Source organism: Streptomyces sp. DSM 42067, assembly GCF_055792885.1.
This window is the reverse complement of the sequence record NZ_CM147706.1, coordinates 2,925,949-2,944,448: the sequence shown is the minus strand read 5'-3', so window position 1 is coordinate 2,944,448 and position 18,500 is coordinate 2,925,949. Positions and strand designations below refer to the sequence as shown.

The window sequence follows — 18,500 nt, the reverse complement described above, 5'->3', positions numbered from 1 at the left end:
CGGGCGAGGTGATCCCTGCCGGGGCCTGCACGTATCGTCGCCGTATGACTTCCAGTGATGACGCGAAGACGGCTCCCGCCAAGGCTCCCGCCAAGGACCCCTGGGACCTGCCCGACGTGTCCGGTCTCGTCGTCGGCGTCCTCGGCGGCACCGGCCCGCAGGGCAAGGGCCTCGCCTACCGGCTCGCCAGGGCCGGCCAGAAGGTGATCATCGGCTCGCGGGCCGCCGACCGGGCACGGACGGCGGCCGACGAGCTCGGGCACGGCGTCGAGGGCGCGGACAACGCGGAGTGCGCGCGCCGCAGCGACATCGTCATCGTCGCCGTGCCGTGGGACGGGCACGCGGCGACCCTCGAGGCGCTGCGCGAGGAGCTCGCGGGCAAGCTCGTCGTCGACTGCGTCAACCCGCTCGGTTTCGACAAGAAGGGCGCGTACGCGCTGAAGCCGGAGGAGGGCAGCGCCGCCGAGCAGGCCGCCGTGCTGCTGCCGGACTCGCGGGTCACGGCCGCCTTCCACCACCTCTCCGCCGTCCTGCTCCAGGACCGGTCGGTCGAGGAGATCGACACCGACGTGATGGTGCTGGGCGAGTCCCGGGCCGACACGGACATGGTGCAGGCGCTCGCCGGGCGCGTCCCCGGCATGCGCGGCGTCTTCGCCGGACGGCTGCGGAACGCCCACCAGGTCGAGGCGCTGGTGGCCAACCTCATCTCCGTGAACCGCCGCTACAAGGCGCACGCGGGGCTGCGCGTCACGGACGTGTAGCCGCCCCTTTCCTGTGCACCGGGGGCATGGGGGACACTGGACGGCGTACCACCTCACGCCCCCGACAGGAGCCGACCCCCATGCCCCGCCTCGCTCTGTACACCCTCGCCGTCTGCCTCCTGTCCGTCGCCGCCGCCGTGGTGTCCTTCGTCCAGGGCAGCTGGCTGGGCATCGTGTGGGTGCTGCTGGCCGGGCTGTCGTCGAACATGACGTGGTACTACGCGCGCAAGGCGAAGGTCGAGAAGGCCGCGAGGGCGGCGGCGTCGGGCCCGGGGGAGCGGGGCCCCTCCGTCACGCACTGACGGAGCGGGGCCGTTACGCGCCGACGGAGCAGACGGCGTTCGTCTCCGTCCAGAAGCGGTACAGCGACTGGCCGCAGTAGCTCTGGAACTCGTTGATGCCCAGGCTGTCCAGAATCGCGTGGATCGCGTCGAAGAACAGGACGTTCACCTCCGGGATCCACAGGATCGCGAACACCGCAAGGAGCCCGAACGGCGCGAACGGCTCCACCTGCCGGCGGATCCGGTGCGACAGCCAGGGCTCGATCACGCCGTACCCGTCCAGGCCCGGAATCGGCAGGAAGTTCAGGATCGCCGCCGTCACCTGGAGCAGCGCCAGGAACGCCAGCGCATAGCGGAACGTGACCGGTACACCGTCCAGCGCGTCCAGCCAGAACGGCGCCGTGCACACGACTGCGAACAGCACGTTGGTGAGCGGCCCGGCGGCCGAGATCAGGCTGTGCTTCCAGCGGCCCTGGATCCGGCCGCGCTCGATGAACACCGCGCCGCCCGGCAGACCGATCCCGCCCATCATCACGAAGAGGACGGGCAGCACGATCGACAGCAACGCATGGGTGTATTTGAGCGGGTTGAGGGTGAGATATCCCTTTGCTCCGATCGAGAGGTCGCCGCTGTGCAGCGCCGTACGCGCGTGTGCGTACTCGTGCAGGCAGAGCGAGACGATCCAGGCCGCCGTCACGAAGAGGAAGACGGCGAACCCCGGCTGCTCGGCGAAGCCGGTCCAGGCCGCCCAGCCCGCGACCGCCGTAATAGCCGCGATCCCCAGAAAGACGGGGCTGATCCTCCGGTCGCTGCGGCGCAGGGTGGCGGTGGCCATGGGCGGTCTCCTGAGGCTCGGGTGAGGGTGGGGCGTGCGGGCGGCGGTCTGATCGACCGTATCGGTGGTGTGGAGGGAACGTCCTGCGGACGGGCTGGGGTTCCTGGACTCCTCCCCGTTCACTCCTCCCGGTTCCTGCCGGGTCCGAAACCCGGACGCGGCGCCGGGTCGTCCCCGGAGACAATGGACCCCGTGCGCTACCGCATCCTCGGCACCACCCAGGCACTCCGCGCCGACGGCACCCTCGTCCCGGTCGGCGGGGCGCGGCTGCGTGCGCTGCTGACGGTGCTGGCGCTGCGAGCGGGACGCGCCGTTCCTGCCGCCGTGCTGGTCGAAGACGTGTGGGGCGACGCCCCGCCGGCGGACGCCACGGGCGCGCTGCAGGCGCTGGTCGCGCGGCTGCGCAGGGCGCTCGGCGCGGACGCCGTCGCCTCCGTGGGCGGCGGCTACCGGCTGTGCGCGACGGCCGAGGATGTTGATCTGTACCGGTTCGAGCGGCTGGCCGGCGAGGGTGCGCGGGCGCTGTCCGACGGCGACCCGGCCAAGGCGGCGGTGGTCCTCGACGACGCGCTCGCCCTGTGGCACGGTCCCGCGCTCGCCGACCTCCCGGACGGCGCCGCCGAGTCGGCCCGCTGGGAGGCCCGGCGTCTCGACGCCCGCCGCACCCGCCTCACCGCGGCGCTCGCCCTCGGCCAGGCGGAACAGGTGCTCCCCGAGCTCGCCGCCCTGTGCGGCAGCCACCCACTCGACGAGCCCCTTCACCTCCTCCACCTCCGCGCGCTCCGTGCCGCGGGCCGCAACGCCGAGGCCCTCGCCGCGTACGAGTCCGTGCGCCACGAGCTCGCGGACCGCCTCGGCTCGGATCCCGGACCGGAACTGCGGGCCTTGCACGCGGAGCTGCTGCGGGGCGCCGCTCCGGAGGAGCGGGGCCGCGCCGTGGCCCCGTCGCCCTCGCCCTCGTATGCCCGATCCGCGGTACCCCGCGACCGTACGACGCCTCCCGCCCCGGACGGTCCGGCGCCTCCGCCCCTCGACCGTGCGACGCCCCCTCCCCCCGGCAACCTCCGCGCCCGTCTGACCTCGTTCGTCGGCCGGGAGGCCGACATCGACGCCATCCGGGGCGACCTCGCGGCGACCCGGCTCGTGACGCTGCTCGGGCCCGGCGGGGCCGGCAAGACGCGGCTGTCGCAGGAAGCGGCGGAGACTGTCGGGGACACCGCACGGGACGGGGTGTGGCTGGCCGAACTCGCGCCGGTGGACGATCCACGGGACGTGCCCGAGGCCGCGCTCACCGCGGTCGGGGCGCGGGAGACCGTGCTGCGCGGTGCGGGGGCCGAGGAGATGCGGGCCCTGGCCGACCGGCACGACGACCCCCTCGTGCGACTCGCCGAGCACTGCGCCAAGCGCCGCATGCTGCTCATCCTCGACAACTGCGAGCATGTCGTCGACGCCGCCGCCCACCTGGTGGAGTACCTGCTCGAACGCTGCCCCGAGCTGAGGATCCTGGCCACGAGCCGCGAACCCCTGGGCGTGCCGGGGGAGTTGCTGCGCCCCGTCGAGCCACTGCCCCTGCCGGTCGCCCTGCGGTTGCTCGCCGACCGGGGTGCTGCGGCCCGCCCCGGCTTCGGGATCGACAGCGACGAAGAAGCCGCGGCCGCCGCCGCTGAGATCTGCCGCCGCCTCGACGGGCTTCCGCTCGCCATCGAACTGGCCGCCGCCCGCCTCCGCATGCTGACGCTGCGCCAGATCGCTGACCGCCTCGACGACCGCTTCCGGCTGCTCAGCTCCGGAAGCCGCACCGTCCTGCCCCGCCAGCAGACACTGCGCGCCGTCGTCGACTGGTCCTGGGACCTGCTCGACGAGGACGAACGCGCCGTCCTGCGCCGCCTGTCGGTCTTCGCGGGCGGCTGCGACCTCGCCGCCGCCGAGGCCGTGTGCGGGTCCGCGGCTCTGCAGGCGATCGGCTCTCTCGTCGACAAGTCCCTGGTGGTCGCCGCGCCTTCGGCGGGCGGTGACATGCGGTACCGGCTCCTGGAGACGGTCACCGAGTACGCCGGCGAGCGGCTCGACGAGGCCGGTGAGCGCGAGACCGTCGCCCGCGCCCACCTCACGTACTACCGGGAGCTCGCCCGCCTCGCCGACCCGCTGCTGCGCGGCCCCGGGCAGAGCGCCGCGATCGAGCGGTTCGAGACCGAGTACGAGAACCTGCGCACCGCGCTGCGGCACGCAGTCGCCGCCCGGGACGAGCAGGAGGCCCTGTGCCTCGTCCACTCCCTCTTCTGGTACTGGCAGATGCGGGATCTGCGCATCGACGCCCGCAACTGGTCCCGGGACGTCATGGCGCTCGGCCCCGATCCCTTCACCTCGCCCGCGCAGCCCGTCCCACCGGTGCACGGACTGTGCACGGACGCGCCCCCGCCGATGAGTCCCGAGCTGCTCGAAGAGGCCCGGCGCGGTGTGCATCTCGTCCATCTCGCCTGCATGGACACGGAACTGGACGCCTGGAACACACCGCAGGCCCAGGGGAAACTGCGCGCCATCAGCCAGACGTACCGGCCGGGGCTGCCGCAGACCTGCCGCACCCCGGGCAGCCTCTGGTTCTATGCCGTGCTCCTGACCGGCGACATGGAGCGGATGCACGCCGTCGTCGACGAGTCCATCCGAACCTGCCGGGAGCTCGGCTACGAATGGGAGCTGGGCATGGCGTTGCAGATGCGGGCCAACATCCTCGCCAACCGCACCGACTGGGCGGGAGACGCCACCCGCGACGCCGACGAGGCCCTGGAGGTCTTCACCCGGCTCGGGGATGCGTGGGGCACCGCCGAGGCGCTCTCCGCCCGCGGCGAGGCCCATGAACGCAAGGGCGAGTACCTGGCCGCCGCCCAGACCTACGAGACGGCGATCACCTACGCACAGCGGCTCGGCGCCCGCGCGCAGGCGGCCGTGCTCCGCGCCCGCCTCGGTGCCGTCCTCATCGAGTCGGGGGAGCCCGAGCGGGGCGAGAAGATGCTGCGCGATGTCGTGGAGCAGAGCCGCGGAGCCACCAACGACGCCATGCCCGCGGCCCGCCTCTTCCTCGCGATGTGGCTCGGCCGCACCCGCCGCACCGAGGAGGCGCGGGAACAGCTGGAGGCGCTGCGCAGCGATTTCGGAGCCGCCGCGTTCGTCGTCTTCGCCGGGTTCATGCTCGGTGTGGAGGCCTGGCTGGACGTGGTCGACGGCCGGTACGAAGAAAGTCTGGTGAAGACCCGTCAGGCGGTGGAGCGGGCCCGCGACCCGCTGACCCGCATGGTGGCGCCCCACATGCCGTCGATCCATCTGACCACCGGAGCCGTCGCACTCGCCGGTCTGGACGGCGGCGCCCGCGCACACGACGCCGCCCGGCTGCTCTGCGCCGCCCGGGCCCTGTTGCCGCCCCGGCATTTCTCCACCCCCCTGGAGCGCGAGATGTGTGAGCAGGGCGAGTCGGCGGCACGCGCCGTGCTCGGCGACGATGCCTACGACGCCGCGTATGCAGAGGGCGGCGGCCTCACTCTCGACGAGGCCGCCGCCCTGCTCTGAGCCAGTGCCCCGACAGGCAACGTTCGCCCCGTCGCGACGCCCGGCACGCTCCCCCACTGCCTTAAGGGCGTGGGAGGTACCCCCCTCGCCGCACCGGCCGAAAGCCCAAGTACGTCCAGTACGAGGACTTCCGGCCGGCACTCCCCCAGCCTCCGGCCGGGGACCCCCAGAGCGGGGGCACCTCCCACGCCCTCAAGGCAGTGGGGGAGCACCGGACGCCGCTCCTTGACGGGCAAACGTTGCCTGCCGGGGCACTAGCTGAACTCGGACACTGAGCTCCGACGCGCACCGACCCGGGCCCACCGGGACGAGCTCAGCTCTTGGTGCGGAACTTGTGGATCGCGATCGGCGCCATCACCAGCGTGAGGAGCGCCGACCAACCGAGAGTCACCCACAGGTCGTGCGTCAACGGGCCCTGCACCATCAGTCCGCGCGCGGCGTCGGCGAGTGAGGACAGCGGGTTGTAGTCGGTGAAGGCCTGCAGCCAGCCGGGCATCGACTCGGTCGGCGCGAAGATCGACGAGCCGAACTGCAGCGGCATCAGCACCAGGAAGCCCATCGCCTGCACGGACTGGGCGTTCTTCATGGTCACGCCCAGCGTCAGGAACACCCACATCAGGGCCGAGCCGAACACCACCGACAGACCCACGGCCGCGAACAGGCCGGGCCAGTTGGTGATGTCGAAGCCGACGAGGACGCCGACGACCAGCAGGATCGCCGTCGCGATCAGCATGCGCATCAGCTCGACCACGATCTTGGCGATCAGCACGGAGCCGCGCCCGATCGGCAGGGACCGGAAGCGGTCCATGACGCCGCTCTGGAAGTCCTGGTTGAAGCCGGTCCCGACGCCCATGGAGATGTTCATGCTGGTCATCGCCATCAGACCCGGGATCACGTACTGCACGTACTGGTCCTGTCCGCCGCCCAGTGCCTGACCGATGGAGCCGCCGAAGACGTACACGAACAACAGCGTGAAGACGACGGGCATCAGGATGGCGTCGAACATCGACTCCGGGTCCTGGCGGATCCACAGCAGGTTGCGACGGACGAGGGCGCCGGTGTGGCGCAGATGGCCGCGCAGACCGATCCGGGCGTCGGCCTTGATGTCTGTGGTGACGGGGACGGTGGCGGCGCTCATACGGAGACCTTCTCGAGCTCGGTGGGCGTGGCGTCCTGCGGGGCACTGGCGCGGTGGCCGGTGAGGGACAGGAACACCTCGTCCAGACTGGGCAGTTCGGTGGTGATCGAGGCGATCGTGACGCCGCGTGCGACGACCGCTCCGGTCACGGCGGTCAGCTGCTCGTCACTGAGGATCGGGACCAGGATGGTGCCGCTGCCGGCGTCCACGGTCGTCGTGGCGATGCCGGTGATGCCCAGCTCGTCGAGCGCGGAGGCGAGCGGGCGCAGCTCCATCGGGTCAGCCGGGCGGATGCGCAGCGTACGGCCGCCGACCTTGGCCTTCAGCTCGTCGATGGCGCCGCCCGCGATGACCTTGCCGCGGTCGATGACGGTCAGCTCGTTGGCGAGCTGTTCGGCCTCTTCCATGTACTGGGTGGTGAGCAGGACGGTGACACCGTCGCCGACCATGCGCTGGACCTCGTCCCACACCTCGTTGCGGGTGCGCGGGTCGAGACCGGTCGTCGGCTCGTCCAGATAGAGGACCGCCGGGCGGCCGATCATGGAGGCCGCCAGGTCGAGGCGGCGGCGCATACCGCCGGAATACGTGCTCGCGGGGCGCTTGGCCGCCTCGGTCAGCGAGAAGCGCTCCAGCAGCTCGTCGGCGCGGGCCCGGGCCTCCTTGCGGGGCAGGTCGAGCAGGCGGCCGATCATGTAGAGGTTCTCCCAACCGGGGAGCTTCTCGTCGACGGAGGCGTACTGACCGGTGAGACCGATCACCCGGCGCAGCTGCCGGGGCTGTCGCACGACGTCGTGGCCGGCCACGGTCGCGTGCCCCGCGTCGGGCGTGATGAGGGTGGACAGGATGCGCACGAGGGTGGTCTTGCCAGCGCCGTTCGGCCCGAGCACACCCATGACGGTGCCCTCGCGGACGTCCAGGTCGACGCCGTCCAGCGCCTTGGTCTCGCCGTAGTGCTTGACCAGTCCCCGCACGGTGACGGCACTGTTCGCGCCGCTGGGGTTCTTGTCGATTCGCGTCATGCCGACGAGGGTGCCAGCCACCACTGACAATCCACCGACAGGCCGCCGACAGCCACCTACATCTCGCCGACAGCTCTGCACGGCGACGCCGCCCCCCATTTGCCGGTCGGTCTTAGCCCGTCCGGCGTTTGAGGACGAGGCCGTTCAGGCCGAAGGGGGTCTGGGGGCGCAGCCTCCAGGGACGGGCGGAGGCAACAAAGGGGCAGCCCGCCGACGGGGGAAGATCGGCGGGCTGCCCGTGGTGCGGCGATGGCTCAGCGGCACCGCTTAGTGGACGGAGTGCTCCTCCAACGGGAACGTTCCGCCGACGACATCCTCGGCGTACGCCTTCGCCGCGTCACCGATGACAGACCGCAGATCCGCGTACTGCTTCACGAACCGCGGCATCTTCCCACCGGTCAGGCCGAGCATGTCGGTCCACACCAGCACCTGCGCGTCGCACTCCGGACCGGCGCCGATGCCGACGGTCGGGATGTGCAGGCTCCGGGTGACCTCGGCCGCCAGCCCGGCCGGGACCAGCTCCAGCACGACGGCGAACGCGCCCGCGTCCTGCACGGCCTTGGCGTCGCGCAGCAGCTGCTGGGCGGCCTCCTCGCCGCGGCCCTGGACGCGGTAGCCCATGGCGTTGACGGACTGCGGGGTGAGCCCGATGTGCGCCATGACCGGGATGCCGGACTCGACAAGCAGCTCGATCTGGCGGTGGGAGCGCTCGCCGCCTTCCAGCTTCACGGCGCCGACCCCGGCCTCCTTGATCAGCCGGGTCGCGCTGCGCAGCGCCTGTACAGGGCCCTCCTGGTACGACCCGAAGGGCAGGTCGGCGACGATCAGCGCACGGTTCGTGCCGCGCGCGACGGCCGCGGAGAGCATCGTCATCTCGTCGAGGGTGACGGGCACGGTGGTCTCGTACCCCAGGTGGCAGTTGCCCGCCGAGTCGCCGACGAGCAGGACCGGGATGCCGGCCTCGTCGAAGACGGACGCGGTCATCGCGTCGTATGCGGTGAGCATCGGCCACTTCTCGCCGCGCTCCTTGGCGGCGGCGATGTCGCGGACGGTGATACGGCGAGTGCCCTTGCCCCCGTACAGCGCCTTGCTGCTGTCGGACGTGCGGCCAGTGTCCTGGCCGGGCTTCTGGGCAGCCGAAAGCTGCGTCATTGCAACGGCTCCTTCTGTCATCTCGTGGCGCCCTGACGGCGTCCCCGGATCAGGTCCATGGTGGCACTACGTGCCGCCCGACGGCTAGACGGCCCCCCTTACGGACGTAGGAGTCCCGTATCACCTACGGCCGTATGAGCCCGTACCACCGGCCCCTGGCCCACAGCTCACCGGCCCATTTGTCCACACCTCACCCGGCCCACTTGCCCACAGCTCACCGGCCCACGGCCGTAGGACCTTGTCGCCCCACCGTTCCGTAAGGTCTCCGTAAAGGTTTTCCAATACGAGACGGTCTCGTATCGAATTGCGCCTAGGCTCGGCGCCATGACTTCTCCTGCCGTTCCGGGCCCCCGAATACCGGAGGCCGTCCACCGGCGCCGCTGGGCGATTCTGGGCGTCCTCATGCTGAGCCTGCTGATCGTGGTGCTCGACAACTCGATCCTCAACGTCGCCATCAAGACCATCTCCACCCCGGCACCCGTCGGCCTCGGTACCACGCAGAGCGAGCTCGAGTGGGCCATCAACGCCTACACGCTGGTCTTCGCCGGACTGCTGTTCACCGCCGGCCTGCTGGGCGACCGGCTCGGCCGCAAGAAGGTCCTGCTCGCCGGTCTGGCCGTCTTCGGCATCAGCTCGGCGCTCGCCGCCCAGTCCGGGTCGCCGGAACAACTCATCGCCTTCCGCGCCCTGATGGGCCTCGGCGCCGCCTTTGTGATGCCCGCCACCCTGGCCGTCCTCATGAACGTCTTCGAGCGCGAGGAGCAGCCGAAGGCCATCGGCATCTGGGCGGGCGGCGTCGGCCTCGCCATCGCCATCGGTCCCATCACCGGCGGCGTGCTTCTCGACCACTTCTGGTGGGGCTCGATCTTCCTGATCAACGTGACGATCGTGATCCTCGCGGTCGCGCTGATGCTGTGGCTGGTGCCGGACTCCCGCGACCCGAACCCCGGCCGCATCGACCCCGTCGGCGTCGTGCTCTCCGTCATCGGGCTCGTCCTGCTCGTGTACGGCATCATCAAGGGCGGCCAGCTCGCCGACTTCACCGACGCCACCGTGCTGGCGACCATCGCCGCCGGCCTCGCCGTGCTCGTCGCCTTCGTCGTGTACGAGAAGCGCAGCGACCACCCGTCCGTCGACGTCACGTACTTCAAGAACAAGGTCTTCTCGGCCGCGATCGCCACCATCGCGCTGGTCTTCTTCGCGCTGATGGGCGTGACCTTCTTCTCGGTCTTCTACACCCAGAGCGTGCGCGGCTACTCGCCGCTGCAGACCGGTCTGCTGATGCTTCCGCTGGCCGCCGCGCAGATGATCTTCGCGCCGCGGGCCCGGCTGGTCGTCGACCGTTTCGGCAACAAGGCCACGACCACGGCCGGCATGCTGGTCATCGCCGCGATGCTGGCCGCGTTCGCCACGCTGGATGCCGACACGCCGATCTGGATCCTCGAGGTGATCTTCTTCCTCATGGGCGCCGGCATGGCGCACATCATGACGCCGACCAGCGTCGTCATCATGCAGGCCCTGCCGCGCGAGAAGGCCGGCTCCGCCTCCGCGCTCAGCAACACCTTCCGCCAGGTCGGCGGCGCCCTCGGTATCGCCGTCCTCGGCTCCGTGCTGTCTACGGCGTACCGCAACGGCATCGAGGACAAGCTCGGCATGCTCCCCGCCGACGCCCGCCACACCGCGGGCGAGTCCATCGAGGCCACACTCGGCGTCGCCGCGAAGCTCGGCGCACAGGGCAAGTCCCTGGTCACTCCGGCGAACGACGCCTTCCTGCACGCCATGCATGTCACGGCCCTGTGCGGGGCGGGCGTGGCGCTGCTCGGCGCTGTGGTGGTGGCCCTGTTCCTGCCGGGGCGCGCCCCGGCAGTGCAGAAGGAGGAGGAGACCGAGGAGCTGGTGGCCGCGGAGAACTGACGCCGGATCGGGTGCTCCTCCCTTGCCTTGAGGGCAGGGGAGGTACCCCCAGTGCCTGCGCACCCGACGTCCCGGACCCCGGCCCCGGATACAGGGAGAATCGGGAGCGGCGAAGGTGAAACGAAAGGGCGGAGCACATTGGTGGACCTCGCGGAACAGCAGGAGCAGCGGAGGGGCCGCCCCCGCAGCGAAGCGGTGGAGCGCGCCATCATCGACGGCGTCGTCGCGCTCATGGAGGAAGGCGTGCCGCTCGCCGAGGTCTCCATCGAACGGGTGGCACGCACGGCGGGCGTCGGCAAGGCCACCATCTACCGCCGCTGGAGTGGCAGGGAGGAACTCTTCTGCGACGTACTGCGCGCCGTCGAGCCCGAAGACCCCCAGCTGACCGGCGCATCCATGCGCGAGGACCTGATCGCCCTCCTGGAGTCGATGCGCCTCCGCGGCCTCGCGAACCGGTCGTCCGCGCTGCTGCACAACGTGTACGCCCAGATGAAGAGTCAGCCGAAAGTCTGGGCGGTGTACCACGCCACGGTGATAGCGCCGCGGCGCAGGCTCACTCTCGAGGTGCTGCGCCGGGGAGTGGAGAACGGCGAGATCCGCGGCGACGTCGACCTCGAGCTCGTCAACGACCTGTTTACCGGCCCGATGCTCGTACGGTCCGTGATGCGGCCCGATGCCGAGCTGGAGGCGGGGCTGCCGGAGCAGATCGTCGACAGCGTGCTGCGGGGGCTGCGCCCGTGACGTGAGGCCACGCCCGGACTGCCGGGTGCGTCCGTGCCCCGGGCTGCTTGTGTGAACGTGCGTAAGCGGATGTGAGCGTTTCGTCACAGAGAGCGGTTACGGTCAGCGCATCCGGAACCCGGGAAGCAGACTTGTTCGTCCTCGCGCCCGTACGGCCGTCAATGGCGGCAGGGAACGACTCCGTTCATCGCCTAGGGTCGTGAAGGGGCGGGCGAACGGTGTGCACGGCAGGTAGTGAGGCGACGGTATGGCGCAGGCGTACATGACGGAGACGGGCGGCGGCGGCTCGGGGCCCGAGCGCCAGGGATCCCGGCTTCGGCGCCTGGTGGACCGCTGGCGCGGCGACCGCGGTATCTGGCGGCGCGGCCTCGTCGTCGCCGCGGTCGCGGTCGTACTCGCGCTGGTGATGCTCTTCCACGCACAGATCCCGAACACGGTCGGCAACCTCGGCAGTCTCACGGAGACGTTCCTGCCCTGGCTCGGCGTCCTCGTGCCGCTGCTGCTGGTTCTGGCGCTGGTCCGCCGCTCGGCCACCGCACTGATCGCGGTGCTGGTGCCGGCGATCGTCTGGCTCAACCTGTTCGGCGGTCTGGTCACCGACAAGACGGGCAGCGGCGGCAACCTGACCGTCGCCACCCACAACGTCAACGCGGACAACGCGGACCCGTCCGGCACCGCCCGCGACGTCGCCGCCTCCGGCGCGGACGTCGTGGCGCTCGAGGAGCTCACCGACTCCGCGGTGCCGGTCTACGAGAAGGCGCTGGCGGGGACGTACAAGTACCACTCCGTCGGCGGCACCGTCGGGCTGTGGAGCAAGTACCCGCTGAGCGGTACCGAGCCGGTCGACATCAAGCTCGGCTGGACGCGGGCCATGCGGACGACGGTCACCACCCCCGAGGGTGAGGTCGCCTTCTACGTCGCGCATCTGCCGTCGGTCCGGGTCAAGGCCGACGCCGGGTTCACCGCCAACCAGCGCGACAAGAGCGCGGACGCGCTGGGCGAGGCCATCGCCGACGAGAAGCTGAAGCGGGTCGTCCTGCTCGGCGACCTCAACGGGACGATGAACGACCGCGCGCTGCGTGCGGTCACCTCGCAGATGCGCTCCACGCAGGGTGCGGCGGGCAGCGGCACGGGCTTCAGCTGGCCGGCGGCGTTCCCGATGGCGCGGATCGACCAGATCATGGTGAAGGGCGTGGAGCCGGTGTCGTCGTGGTCCCTGCCGCAGACGGGCAGCGACCATCTCCCGATCGCCGCCCGGGTCAAGCTCTGACAGGGCCCTTGGACCTCGATCCGGGCCGGGAGCCGGCGCGGGTCTGCTTTCGCGCGGCCGCCTCGATGCAACCCCCGCTTAACCGAGCGGAATACTGAGCCTGAGAGACTTTGTTCCGTACTTGAACATACGAAGGTCCCTCCCGCTCCGTTGAAAGGTCCCGCATCCCTCATGCCCCTGGCCCTGCTCGCCCTCGCCGTGGGCGCCTTCGGCATCGGCACCACCGAATTCGTGATGATGGGCCTGCTGCCCAACGTCGCGAACGACCTGCACACATCCATCCCCACCGCCGGGCACCTGGTCTCCGCGTACGCGCTCGGCGTCGTCATCGGCGCCCCGCTGCTCGCCGCGGTCACCGCCCGGCTGCCCCGCCGGCACGTCCTCATCGGCCTGATGGTGCTCTTCGTCGCGGGCAACGCGCTGTCCGCGGCCGCCCCCGACTACCACTGGCTGGTCGCCGCGCGCTTCGTCAGCGGGCTCCCGCACGGCGCCTTCTTCGGCGTCGGCGCGGTCGTCGCCACCGGCCTCGTCGCCCCCGAGCGCAAGGCCCGCTCGGTGTCGCTGATGTTCCTCGGCCTGACCGTCGCCAACATCGCGGGCGTGCCCGTGGCCACGCTCATGGGTCAGCACTTCGGCTGGCGGGCGACGTTCCTCGCGGTCAGCGCGATCGGGATCGCGGCCGTCGCGGCCCTCGCCCTCCTGGTCCCCGCCGACCGCAGCCACGCCACGAGCACCGGCCTGCGCGGCGAACTCGGTGCACTCGGCTCGCTCCCCGTCTGGCTGGCGCTCGCCACGACCGTCGCAGGCTTCGGCGCGCTCTTCGCCGCGTACAGCTACATCACGCCGATGCTCACCGGCACCGCCGGGTACTCCGAGGCCAGCGTGACGCTGCTGCTCGCCCTCTTCGGCGTGGGCTCCACGGTCGGCAACCTGCTTGGCGGCCGGCTCGCCGACCACTCGCTGCGCCGCACGCTGTTCGCCGGACTCACGTCGCTCACGGTCGTGCTCGCGCTCTTCCCCGTCCTCATGCGCACCGAGTGGAGTGCGGCGCTGGCCGTGATCCTGCTCGGTGTGGCGGCCTTCGTCACCGGGTCTCCGCTGAACATGATGGTGATGGAGAAGGCCGCGGCTGCGCCGTCGCTCGCGTCCTCGGCGAACCAGGCCGCGTTCAACCTCGCCAACGCGGGTGGGGCGTGGATCGGTGGCGTCGCCCTGGCCGCGGGCTTCGGTCTCACGTCGCCCGCGGTGGCCGGCGCCGGCCTGGCGGCGCTCGGGCTCGGTGTCGCGACGGTCGCGTACGCGGTGGACCGGCGCCGTGCGCCCGCCTCCACTGGCCGCCTGGTGGCGGCCCATGTCCCACAGCGGCGGGAGGCGGCCCGCCGCTGAGCGGCGCCCCCCGGCACAGGTACGAGGCAGACGCACCGTACATCGTGGGTTGTGCCCACCCGTTCCGCCCCAGCGGAACGACTGCCCACAACGGTTGCAACGGGGAGCCCCACCGAGCCGCATGCGCCCACGGACGTGAGGGGACGTGGCGGTATGTGCGCCCGCAGCGGCTGGCGCAATGTAACGGCGCCGCCAACGACGTACGGCTCGGCGCCAGACCGAGGACGTACATACCGCCGCGGCCCCGCCCCGAAGACGGAGGGGGGCGCGAACCCCCGACGAGAGAGTGAGCCCCGCGACCAAGGCGGGGCACCGACCGTCGGAAACGGTGGTGCCCTTGTCCGCTGGACCAGCGGACAAGGGCACAACCACCCCGCGTACCCGAGGCGTCAGCCGGATTCGCGCCAGCGGTTCGTGATCGGCAGCCGCCGGTCCTTCCCGAACCCCTTCGCGGAGATCTTCGTGCCCGGCGGGTACTGCCGCCGCTTGTACTCCGCCGTGTCCACAAGCCGCAGCGTCTTCGTGACCATCTCCCGGTCGAACCCGGCCGCCACGATGGCGTCGGCGCCCTGGTCGCGGTCCACGTACAGATCGAGGATCGCGTCCAGCACCGGATAGTCCGGCAGGGAGTCCGTGTCGACCTGGCCGGGCCGGAGCTCCGCGCTCGGCGGCTTGGTGATCGAGTTCTCGGGGATCGGCGGCGTCTGGCCGCGCTCGGCCGCCGCCCGGTTGCGCCACTCCGCCAGCCGGAAGATGGACGTCTTGTAGACGTCCTTGATGGGCCCGTACGCGCCCACCGAGTCCCCGTAGAGCGTCGAATAGCCCACGGCCAGCTCGGACTTGTTGCCGGGCGCGAGCACGATGTGGCCCTCCTGGTTGGAGATCGCCATCAGCATCGTGCCGCGCAGCCGCGACTGCAGGTTCTCCTCGGCGAGCCCGGTAAGGCCCAGTTCACGCATGTACGCATCGAACATCGACTCGATCGGCACGGTGCGGAAGTGCAGCCCGGTGCGCCGCGCCAGCTCGGCCGCGTCGCCCTTGGAGTGGTCCGAGGAGTACTTCGACGGCATCGAGACGCCGTACACGTTGTCCGCACCCAGTGCGTCGCACGCGATGGCGGCGGTGAGAGCCGAGTCGATGCCGCCGGAGAGGCCGATCAGCACGGTCTTGAAGCCGTTCTTCGCGACATACGCGCGCAGGCCCACGACCAGCGCCGAGTAGACCTCCTCGTCGTCGTCGAGCCGGTCCGCGTACCCGCCTGCGAGCTCAGGCTCGTACGCCGGAAGGGGCTCGGACGAGATCGTCAGGTGGTCGATCCGCAGCCCGTCGTCCACAACGCGTCCATGAGCGGCTCCGCCGCGGGCCGACGGCGGCTCGGGGCTGGCGGCCGGCAGATCGAGGTCGAGGACGACGCACCCCTCCGCGAACTGGGGGGCACGGGTGACGACCTCGCCGTCCGCGTCGACCACGATCGAGTCGCCGTCGAAGACCAGCTCGTCCTGGCCGCCGATCATCGCCAGGTACGCCGTGGTGCAGCCGGCCTCCTGGGCGCGCTTGCGCACCAGCTCAAGCCGCGTGTCGTCCTTGTTCTGCTCGTACGGCGAGGCGTTGATCGAGATCAGCAGCCCGGCCCCGGCGGCACGGGTTGCCGGGACGCGGCCGCCCTCCTGCCACAGGTCCTCGCAGATGGCGAGTGCGACGTCGACGCCGTGCACCCGAATGACCGGCATGGTGTCGCCGGGTACGAAGTAGCGGAACTCGTCGAAGACGCCGTAGTTGGGGAGGTGGTGCTTGGCGAAGGTGAGCGCGACCCGGCCGCCGTGCAGCACGGCGGCGGCGTTCTGCGGGGAGCCGGCCGGCTGTCCGTACTTCGGCTGGGCGCTGTCGCTCCGGTCGAGATAGCCGACGATCACCGGCAGCTCCCCGAATCCCTCCTCGGCGAGGCGCGCGGCGAGTGCCCGGAGCGCGCTCCGGGAGGCCTCGACGAAAGACGGGCGCAGGGCCAGGTCCTCGACGGGGTAGCCGGTCAGCGCCATCTCGGGGAACGCGACGAGATGCGCCCCCTGTTCGGCGGAGTGCCGGGTCCAGCGGACGATCGCCTCGGCGTTCCCGGCGAGATCGCCGACGGTCGAGTCGATCTGATTCAGGGCGAGGCGTAGTTGAGGCACGGCCTCAGTGTAATCGTCAGAGCGACACGATGTAGGGGTGTCCTATGTGGGCCGCCCCACTGCCGGGGCCACGCTGCCGCGGCTCGGAGCCCCGCGGCGGAGGCCTGCTGCCGGGTCCTGGGGCAAGGCGCCCGACGGCCGGCGCCATGGTCCGGGCAGCGGTGCCGGGGTTCACGGTCGGGGCGCAGCTGCCGGGCGCCCCGAACACGCGTCAGCGAGGTGACACTGCCGTCACGTGAGGTAGCCGAGGTTGGTCATCATGCCGGACTCGGAGTGGTACTGGTTGTGGCAGTGGAGCATCCACAGGCCCGGGTTGTCCGCGTCGAAGTCCATGACCAGCTTGCGGTGCGGCAGCACCGGGGCCGTGTCCTTGCGTGCGCCGATCGAGTCGATGCCGGTCAGGGCGAAGGTGTGGCCGTGCAGATGGATCGGGTGCCACATGTCGGTGGCGTTGATGACCGTGAGCCGGATCCGGTCGCCGAAGCGGATCGGGTGGCGCTGGCTCAAGCGGTAGGGAGTGTGGTCGAAGGACCAGTTGAACTTCCGCATGTTCCCGGTCAGCCGAAGGCGCATCTCGTGGTCCGGTTCGCGCCGGGAGAGGGCCACGGACTCGTCCGGCACCAGGCGTCTGGCCGGCACCAGCTTCCCGTTCAGCTCCGAGGGGCGTACGCCGTACTTCGGAGCGGTCCCGCCGCCGGTGCGCAGGAGGGCCAGCGCCGCGTCCTTCTTGCCCTCGGCGAGTGCGACCAGCGGGAACACCCCGTCCTTGGCGGTGACGCACACGTCGTACCGCTCGGCCATGCCGATCAGCAGCGCGTCCGTCTTCGTGTGCCGGACCGGGTAGCCGTCCGTGTGGGTCACGGTCATCTCGTGGCCGCCGAGCGACACCCGGAAGGCGGTCTCGCCTCCGGCGTTGATGATCCGCAGCCGGATGCGGTCGCCTGGGCGCGCCCGGAACTCCGAAGGCGCCGTCGGCAGCCGTCCGTTGATCAGGTAGAAGGGGTAGTTCACGGCGCCGCCCATGCCCTGCAGCAGCCTGCTGTGGCTGCCCTTGATGATGCGGGAGGGCCCGGCGGACTTCTTGCCGTCCGAGGATCCATGGCCGGATCCGTGGCGGGAGTGGTCGTCGCCGCCCTCCTCGCCCATGTCCATGCCGCCGCCCAACTCGGCGAGCACACCGTCAGGAGTGGAGCCGTCCACGCCGTCCAGCCAGTCGTCGATGACGACGACCCACTCCTTGTCGTAGGACAGGGATTCCTTGGGGTCCTCCACGATCAGTGGCGCGTACAGGCCCCGGTCCAGCTGCATGCCCGAGTGCGAGTGCAGCCAGTACGTGCCCGGGTGCTCGACCGCGAAGCGGTAGAGGAAGTCCTCACCGGGCTTGATGGGGCGCTGGGTGAGGTCCGGGACGCCGTCCATGTCGCACCGCAGGCGAATGCCGTGCGAGTGCAGCGTCGTCGACTCGGGCAGGTGGTTGGCGAGGGAGATCTCCAGCATGTCGCCGGCGGTGCACCGGACCTCCTTGCCGGGCAGCGAGTCGCCGTACGCCCACGACCTGACGGTTCGGCCGCCCAGGTCGATGGGGGTACGGGTGGCCGTGAGGTCGAACTTGCGGACGGGTCCGGATCCGCGCTTCTTCTCGGCGGCCAGAACCTCGGGCCCGCTCGGCTCCACGTATCCCTTGGGTCCTTTGGGGACGAAGGGCTCGATGACCTGTCCGCCGGGGCCGAGACCGCCGTCCGGGGTGCGCGAGCCGGAACGGGGGCGGGAGCCCGAGTCGGAACATGCGGCCAGGAGGCCCGAGCCGGCGACCGCGATCGATGCACCGAGCACGGTGCGCCGCGTGTGTGTACGCATGACTGGATAACACCTATTCGTGGGGGTGCGTATGAGGTGCGTATGAGCAGTGGAGGACAGGCGCGTCTGCTGCTTCCCCTGCATCGCCCGGACGCGGCGCGGAGGCGCGGCCGCTGTGTACGCGGACGGGGTACGGCGAAGCAGCCGATACGCCGGCCTGGATGCGCAGCACCGACAGACGGGAGACGAGAGCCCGGCGTGATGGCGGTTCAGGCCGCGGCGTGCGTGGCGGCCGCGTGCCCGGTGCCGCCTGGAAGAGCAGGCCCGGAGAGGGGACGCGGCGCCCCGGCCGTCAGCAGCAGGAGCGTGACGCTCCCAGCGTGGCCGTGCATATGGAGAGCGGGGCTCTGCTCGGGATCATGAAGGCGGGCACGCGCGCGTGGCCTCGCGCACCGCGCTCGCCCGGCCGCGCGTGCG

At 71.1% G+C, this 18,500-nt stretch carries 13 protein-coding genes; 7 read left to right on the top strand and 6 right to left on the bottom strand.

Going from position 1 to position 18,500, the window contains the following annotated elements:
* Positions 1 to 44 precede the first annotated feature (44 nt).
* A complete protein-coding gene (gene npdG / locus ACSMXV_RS13675) occupies positions 45 to 761 on the top strand; it encodes an NADPH-dependent F420 reductase (protein WP_473177897.1) in 717 nt (238 codons plus the stop codon).
* Positions 762 to 787: 26 nt separating this feature from the next.
* Entirely contained in the window at positions 788 to 1,063 is a 276-nt protein-coding gene (locus ACSMXV_RS13670; protein WP_473177896.1) for a hypothetical protein, read from the top strand.
* Between the two features lie 13 nt (positions 1,064 to 1,076).
* On the opposite strand, the gene ACSMXV_RS13665 is transcribed toward ACSMXV_RS13670, so the two are convergent.
* Entirely contained in the window at positions 1,077 to 1,877 is an 801-nt protein-coding gene (locus ACSMXV_RS13665; protein ID WP_473177895.1) for a site-2 protease family protein, read from the bottom strand.
* A gap of 183 nt (positions 1,878 to 2,060) precedes the next feature.
* On the opposite strand from ACSMXV_RS13665, the gene ACSMXV_RS13660 reads away from it, so the two are divergent.
* A complete protein-coding gene (locus ACSMXV_RS13660; RefSeq protein ID WP_473177894.1) occupies positions 2,061 to 5,438 on the top strand; it encodes an AfsR/SARP family transcriptional regulator in 3,378 nt (1,125 codons plus the stop codon).
* A gap of 313 nt (positions 5,439 to 5,751) precedes the next feature.
* Here the strand turns inward: ACSMXV_RS13660 and ACSMXV_RS13655 are convergent, their stop codons facing one another.
* The 3 genes from ACSMXV_RS13655 to panB all read right to left on the bottom strand — a co-directional run bounded on the left by ACSMXV_RS13655 (position 5,752) and on the right by panB (position 8,747).
* On the bottom strand, positions 5,752 to 6,576 hold the full coding sequence (locus ACSMXV_RS13655) for an ABC transporter permease (protein WP_473177893.1): 825 nt from the start codon (positions 6,574 to 6,576) through the stop codon (positions 5,752 to 5,754).
* The gene (locus ACSMXV_RS13650; protein WP_473177892.1) at positions 6,573 to 7,595 is read right to left on the bottom strand and encodes an ATP-binding cassette domain-containing protein; all 1,023 of its coding nucleotides are present in this window, start codon (positions 7,593 to 7,595) and stop codon (positions 6,573 to 6,575) included. Before ACSMXV_RS13650 ends, ACSMXV_RS13655 begins: the two co-directional genes overlap by 4 nt.
* A 267-nt stretch (positions 7,596 to 7,862) precedes the next feature.
* Positions 7,863 to 8,747: a 3-methyl-2-oxobutanoate hydroxymethyltransferase gene (gene panB, locus ACSMXV_RS13645; RefSeq protein ID WP_473177891.1), complete on the bottom strand. Its 885-nt coding sequence runs from the start codon at positions 8,745 to 8,747 to the stop codon at positions 7,863 to 7,865.
* A gap of 324 nt (positions 8,748 to 9,071) precedes the next feature.
* Between panB and ACSMXV_RS13640 the strand changes: the two genes are divergently transcribed.
* From ACSMXV_RS13640 to ACSMXV_RS13625, 4 genes are all read left to right on the top strand, one after another.
* On the top strand, positions 9,072 to 10,661 hold the full coding sequence (locus tag ACSMXV_RS13640; RefSeq protein ID WP_473177890.1) for an MFS transporter: 1,590 nt from the start codon (positions 9,072 to 9,074) through the stop codon (positions 10,659 to 10,661).
* Between the two features lie 141 nt (positions 10,662 to 10,802).
* Positions 10,803 to 11,402, top strand: a complete 600-nt coding sequence (locus ACSMXV_RS13635; RefSeq protein ID WP_473177889.1) for a TetR/AcrR family transcriptional regulator — start codon at positions 10,803 to 10,805, stop codon at positions 11,400 to 11,402.
* A 247-nt stretch (positions 11,403 to 11,649) separates the two neighbouring features.
* Positions 11,650 to 12,672, top strand: a complete 1,023-nt coding sequence (locus ACSMXV_RS13630; RefSeq protein WP_473177888.1) for an endonuclease/exonuclease/phosphatase family protein — start codon at positions 11,650 to 11,652, stop codon at positions 12,670 to 12,672.
* Between the two features lie 171 nt (positions 12,673 to 12,843).
* On the top strand, positions 12,844 to 14,058 hold the full coding sequence (locus ACSMXV_RS13625; RefSeq protein ID WP_473177887.1) for an MFS transporter: 1,215 nt from the start codon (positions 12,844 to 12,846) through the stop codon (positions 14,056 to 14,058).
* Positions 14,059 to 14,447: 389 nt separating this feature from the next.
* On the opposite strand, the gene ACSMXV_RS13620 is transcribed toward ACSMXV_RS13625, so the two are convergent.
* Together ACSMXV_RS13620 and ACSMXV_RS13615 are read right to left on the bottom strand one after the other, a co-directional pair.
* The gene (locus tag ACSMXV_RS13620; RefSeq protein ID WP_473177886.1) at positions 14,448 to 16,226 is read right to left on the bottom strand and encodes an NAD+ synthase; all 1,779 of its coding nucleotides are present in this window, start codon (positions 16,224 to 16,226) and stop codon (positions 14,448 to 14,450) included.
* Between the two features lie 231 nt (positions 16,227 to 16,457).
* Entirely contained in the window at positions 16,458 to 18,083 is a 1,626-nt protein-coding gene (locus tag ACSMXV_RS13615) for a multicopper oxidase family protein (protein WP_473177885.1), read from the bottom strand.
* Positions 18,084 to 18,500 lie beyond the last annotated feature (417 nt).

Coding starts and splice junctions, on each gene's coding strand:
- npdG (WP_473177897.1), top strand. CDS start 45: ATGACTTCCAGTGATGACGCGAAGACGGCTCCCGCCAAGGCTCCCGCC.
- ACSMXV_RS13670 (WP_473177896.1), top strand. CDS start 788: ATGGGGGACACTGGACGGCGTACCACCTCACGCCCCCGACAGGAGCCG.
- ACSMXV_RS13665 (WP_473177895.1), bottom strand. CDS start 1,877: ATGGCCACCGCCACCCTGCGCCGCAGCGACCGGAGGATCAGCCCCGTC.
- ACSMXV_RS13660 (WP_473177894.1), top strand. CDS start 2,061: ATGGACCCCGTGCGCTACCGCATCCTCGGCACCACCCAGGCACTCCGC.
- ACSMXV_RS13655 (WP_473177893.1), bottom strand. CDS start 6,576: ATGAGCGCCGCCACCGTCCCCGTCACCACAGACATCAAGGCCGACGCC.
- ACSMXV_RS13650 (WP_473177892.1), bottom strand. CDS start 7,595: ATGACGCGAATCGACAAGAACCCCAGCGGCGCGAACAGTGCCGTCACC.
- panB (WP_473177891.1), bottom strand. CDS start 8,747: ATGACGCAGCTTTCGGCTGCCCAGAAGCCCGGCCAGGACACTGGCCGC.
- ACSMXV_RS13640 (WP_473177890.1), top strand. CDS start 9,072: ATGACTTCTCCTGCCGTTCCGGGCCCCCGAATACCGGAGGCCGTCCAC.
- ACSMXV_RS13630 (WP_473177888.1), top strand. CDS start 11,650: ATGGCGCAGGCGTACATGACGGAGACGGGCGGCGGCGGCTCGGGGCCC.
- ACSMXV_RS13625 (WP_473177887.1), top strand. CDS start 12,844: ATGCCCCTGGCCCTGCTCGCCCTCGCCGTGGGCGCCTTCGGCATCGGC.
- ACSMXV_RS13615 (WP_473177885.1), bottom strand. CDS start 18,083: ATGCGTACACACACGCGGCGCACCGTGCTCGGTGCATCGATCGCGGTC.